Here is a 4271-nt window from a genome sequence, read left to right as displayed (position 1 = left end):
CGACGGCCGCGCCCTGACTATCTGGCGCGACGAGAGCCGCACCGTCGCTGACCTGGCCCAGTTCAGCCGCGCCGACGCCGAGCGCTGGCCCGCCTTCCGCCGCCAGGTGGAGCGCATCACCGGCTTGCTGCGCGGCATGCTGCTGCTGGCCCCGCCTGACCTGGCCGGGTTGCGCGGCGGCGACGTGATGGGCTGGGGGCCGCTGGCATTGCGGCTCAAGCGGCTGGGCGGCGACGACATGATGGAGCTATTCCGCGTCCTGCCCATGGCCGCGCAGGCCTACCTGGACGAGTGGTTCGAGAGCGACGCGCTGAAGGGCGCGCTCGGCGGCTCGGCCGTCGTTGGAGCCACCCTCGGCCCGCGCAGCGCCGGAACCAACCTGACCTTCCTCTACCAGAACCTCGGCGGGCTGCTGGCCCGCCGGACGGTCGTTGGCGGCATGGGCCGGCTCTCGGACGCGCTGGCGCGGGCGGCCGAGGCCAACGGCGCGACGGTGCGCACCGGGGCCGGCGTCCGCTCGCTGCTCATCGAGGGGGACGAGGAACCGGTAGCCGCCGGCGTCGTGCTGGACACGGGTGAGACGGTGCGCGCCGGCGTCGTTCTCTCCAGCGCCGATCCGCGCCGCACGCTCTTCGACCTGGCCGGCCCGCAACACCTGGAGCCGGAGACGATGCGCCACGTCCGCAACATCATTTTCCGCGGCAGCGTGGCCCGGCTCAATCTGGCCCTGGATGGGCTGCCCGCGTTTGCCGGCGCGACCGGCCCGGAACAACTGACCGGCCGCATCCGCGTCAGCCCCAGCCTCGACTACCTGGAGCGGGCCTACGACGCGGCCAAATACGGCCGCCTCTCCGAGCGCCCCTACCTGGAGATGACCATCCCGACGTTGCAAGACCCGGCGCTGGCCCCGGCCGGCGGGCATATTCTGACTATCACGGCCCAATACGCCCCCTACGCCCTGCGCGAGGGCACGTGGGCCGAAGGCCAGGAAGTGCTTATCGAACGGGTGCTGGACGTGCTGGAAGGGGTCGCTCCCGGCGCGCGGAGCCACATCCGCCACTGCCAGGTCATCACCCCGCTGGATTATGAGCGCGATTACGGATTGACCGAGGGCAGCATCCACCACGGCCAGATGGGATTGGAGCAGATGCTCGTCATGCGCCCCATCCCCGGCTGGAGCCGCTACGAGACGCCCATCCGCAACCTGTACCTGTGCGGCGCGGGCGCGCATCCCGGCGGCGGCGTCACCGGCGCTCCAGGTTACAACGCGGCGCGGGCCGTGTTGGGTCGACCGTAGGGGCGGGTTTGAAACCCGCCCCTACAACGGGTTAACGAACGACGAGAATCGCCCGCTCCACGTCGAGCACCAACTCGTGCGCCAGGTCATCGAGCAGGAAGCGCGGCAGCCCCTCGTCCCGGTGCGCGCCGATGACCACCAGGTCATAGGCGTCGGAGCGCGCCTCGTCGGCGATCTCGTCCAGGACGAGACCATGCCGCACCTTGGCCCGCGTCCGCAGGTTGATCTGGGCCAGGTAGCTCACGTCCTGTTCCAGGATACTCCCCTCGGGTGTATTGGCCTGCATCAACTCCTCGGCTGTCGCGTACAGGTCTGCGCCCCGAACGCCCGGCGCGGCGCTGATCTGGGACATGACGTGCAGCACCGTCACGTCCGTGGCCTGAGCCAGGATGCGCGGCAGCCGTTCGCGGAACAGCTGCATGAGCGTGGGGGATTGCGCGCCGCTGTCGCAGATGAGGATGCGCCGCAGCGGGCGCGCCTCCCGCTTGGCGATGAGCACGGGCAGCGTCGTGCGGGCCACCACCTTCTGGGTCACCAGCCCGCGGATGCGCGTCAGCAGCGGGCGCGACTGGCGCTGACCCATCATGATCAGGTCATAGCGGCCCGTTTCCCCCTCGCGCACGATCTCCTCCCACGGCTGGCCGACGCGCGTCAGGTAGTCCACCTTCTCGAAGACCGGCGCGAGCAGGCCGGCGGCGTGGGCCAAGACCTGCTCCGCCTCGCGCTGCTCGTCAGCGTTCTTGACGACCGTCAGCACCGTCGGCGTCAGCGACACGGACTCCGCCAGCAGTATCAGTTGTCGTATTCCAATCTCCGTTTGTCCTGGGCCTCCAGTGGCGAACAAGACGCGCATGACCAAGCTCCTCTATAAGAAATTAGGAATTAGGAATTAGGAATTAGGAATCTGAAATCGCTATCTTCTGGAGCGATATTCATAATCCATAAGTCGTAATTCATAATTGCCTAGATGAATACCAGGATGAGCGGAATGATAAAGATCGCGATCATGAACAGCGCCAGGTTGGCGTTCTTCAGCGTTACCCAATGGACGAAACGCAGGGCGGAGCGCTCATAGGGCCGGAAGATCAAGAGCATGATGAGCGCGGCGGTGATGCCCACGCCCAGCATCTCGGCCAGCACGACCGACACGGCCGCGTGGTTGTTCAGCAACACCGCCGCCAGCAGCGTATCGATAAACGTCGTAATGTTGGCCCCCATGATGTAGGGGATGACGTTCTCGCGCCGGATGAAGCCGCGATGGCTCAGCGGAACCAGGATACTGAGCGAGACGCTGACCGACATCGAGACCAGCGTCACCGCCGACCCGAGCAGAAACATGATGATCGGGTTGTAGACCAGCCGCGAGACGCGCCCGACCTGGCTTTCCTTAATCGTCATCTCCGGCAGACAGCGGTCGAACAGGTTGAACGTCAGCAGGATGACGCCCAACCCCACCAGGAACAGCGCCCACTCCGGCAAGAAGCTCTTGAACCAGCCGGCGACGGGGTCGAAGATGAGGTCGGTGATGGAGAGGAGCGCCGCGCCCTGGCCGAAGCTGAACCGATCCAGCCAGCCCGACAGCAGCAGCAGCGTGCCGATGATGACCGAGCCCACCTGCAACGTGCCGGTGACGGTGAATGACAGCAGGCCCATGCTCAGGCTGGTGGAGCGGTTGCGCCCGCGCAGCACGTAGATGAAGCCGATGAACAGGATGATAAAGCTCGCGCCCATGCGGCTGCCGATGATCATCGTGAACGTCTGCACCGGCGTGATGATGCCGGCGTCCAGGAATGTCAGCGCCGACGCGGCCACGGGCGAGCCGCTCATCACGGCATAGGCGAACAGCCAGCCAAAACCCATCGTGTTGGCCGGGTTGTCGAGCGAGAAGCGGTCTTCGACCACGGGGGCCAGGCCGCGCGCGCCGTCTTTCATCAAGGTCAGCGCCAGAATGAAAAGGAACAGGCTGATGATGAACAGGCTAATCTTGAACCAGGAAATACGCCGCCAGATGGGTCGGTGGACGTCGGCCACGGCTGCCTCACCCTCTCGCGCAGGCACGGCAAACTCCGGCGAGCCGGCGATCATGTCGCCGTCGTGGGATTCGTTGGTCATAAGGGGAAATCCTTCAAGGGATCAGTCGTATCAGTGACAACCTGCTTAGCGTACCGCCATGATCTTACGTTGTGCCTGACGACCTCCCCGCTTCCGAGGACGAGGAGTGGGCAGCATAATACCACAGGTAGCGGAAATGGCACGCGGAAGAAGAATGGGACGCTGATAACGCTGATCAGGCCGATTTTCCCTGACAAGAAGAAGTGACGTTATTTTATCAGCGGGAGTCAGCGTAATCTGCGTTATCAGCGTCCCATTTCTTAAGGAGTCTGGGTGAGGAAGGGCTGGCCCTCGTCGTGGCAGATGAGCTGGATGGCGTTGCGGCCGGACATGGCCGCCACGGGCACGCTGCCGCCCGGCTCCACCCACTGCCCGGCCATGTAGAAGTGGCCCAGACCGGGCAGCGATTTGGACATACCCTGAATCATCAGCCGCATCGTGCCCTTGGTCAGCAGCCAGCCGCAGGTGGAGCCGAGCCAGTTGCCCGTGAAACGCTCGTAACTCATGGGCGTGGCTACGTCCTTGATCTCGATGTCGGCCGCGAAGCCGGGGTAGACCCGCTCCAGGAACTCGATCATCTGGTCGGCTACCTGGCTCTGCTCGGTGTCGTAGAGCTTACGGGCGTAGATGCGCTGCCAGTAACCGTAGCTGCCCTTCAGCATGATCACCACCGACGACTTGCCGGCCGGGGCCAGGCTGGGGTCGAAGCAGTAGTGCTTCACGCCGATGTCGCGCACCTCGATGCCGCCGGTGGTCAGCGGCTCGTCGAGCAGGTAGTTGGCCCAGTGCGGTTCGGCCGACAGGTCGCGCCGCACGCCGAACGACACCTGCACCATGGCGTGGATGGGCATGTGGCCGTCGT

The 4271-nt window shown here is 65.3% G+C and carries 4 protein-coding genes; 1 reads left to right on the top strand and 3 read right to left on the bottom strand.

Translation table 11 applies throughout. From position 1 onward, the window contains the following. A partial coding sequence (locus ACE3UY_RS00670; RefSeq protein ID WP_374685630.1) for a phytoene desaturase family protein occupies positions 1-1297 on the top strand: 1297 nt, incomplete at its 5' end. A gap of 31 nt (positions 1298-1328) precedes the next feature. On the opposite strand, the gene ACE3UY_RS00665 is transcribed toward ACE3UY_RS00670, so the two are convergent. From ACE3UY_RS00665 to ACE3UY_RS00655, 3 genes are all read right to left on the bottom strand, one after another. After that, a complete protein-coding gene (locus ACE3UY_RS00665) occupies positions 1329-2072 on the bottom strand; it encodes a universal stress protein (RefSeq protein ID WP_374685629.1) in 744 nt (247 codons plus the stop codon). Positions 2073-2260: 188 nt separating this feature from the next. After that, positions 2261-3409, bottom strand: coding sequence for a hypothetical protein (locus tag ACE3UY_RS00660; RefSeq protein WP_374685628.1), 1149 nt, complete (start codon positions 3407-3409; stop codon positions 2261-2263). Between the two features lie 260 nt (positions 3410-3669). Then, a partial coding sequence (locus ACE3UY_RS00655; protein WP_374685627.1) for a phytoene desaturase family protein occupies positions 3670-4271 on the bottom strand: 602 nt, incomplete at its 5' end.

Origin of the sequence: Promineifilum sp. (SeqCode), assembly GCF_041918635.1 — a bacterium.
In the GTDB taxonomy this organism is placed as follows: Bacteria; Chloroflexota; Anaerolineae; order Promineifilales; family Promineifilaceae; genus Promineifilum.
Note: the sequence above shows the minus strand (reverse complement) of the source record. Positions and strands in the feature narration are given on the sequence as shown.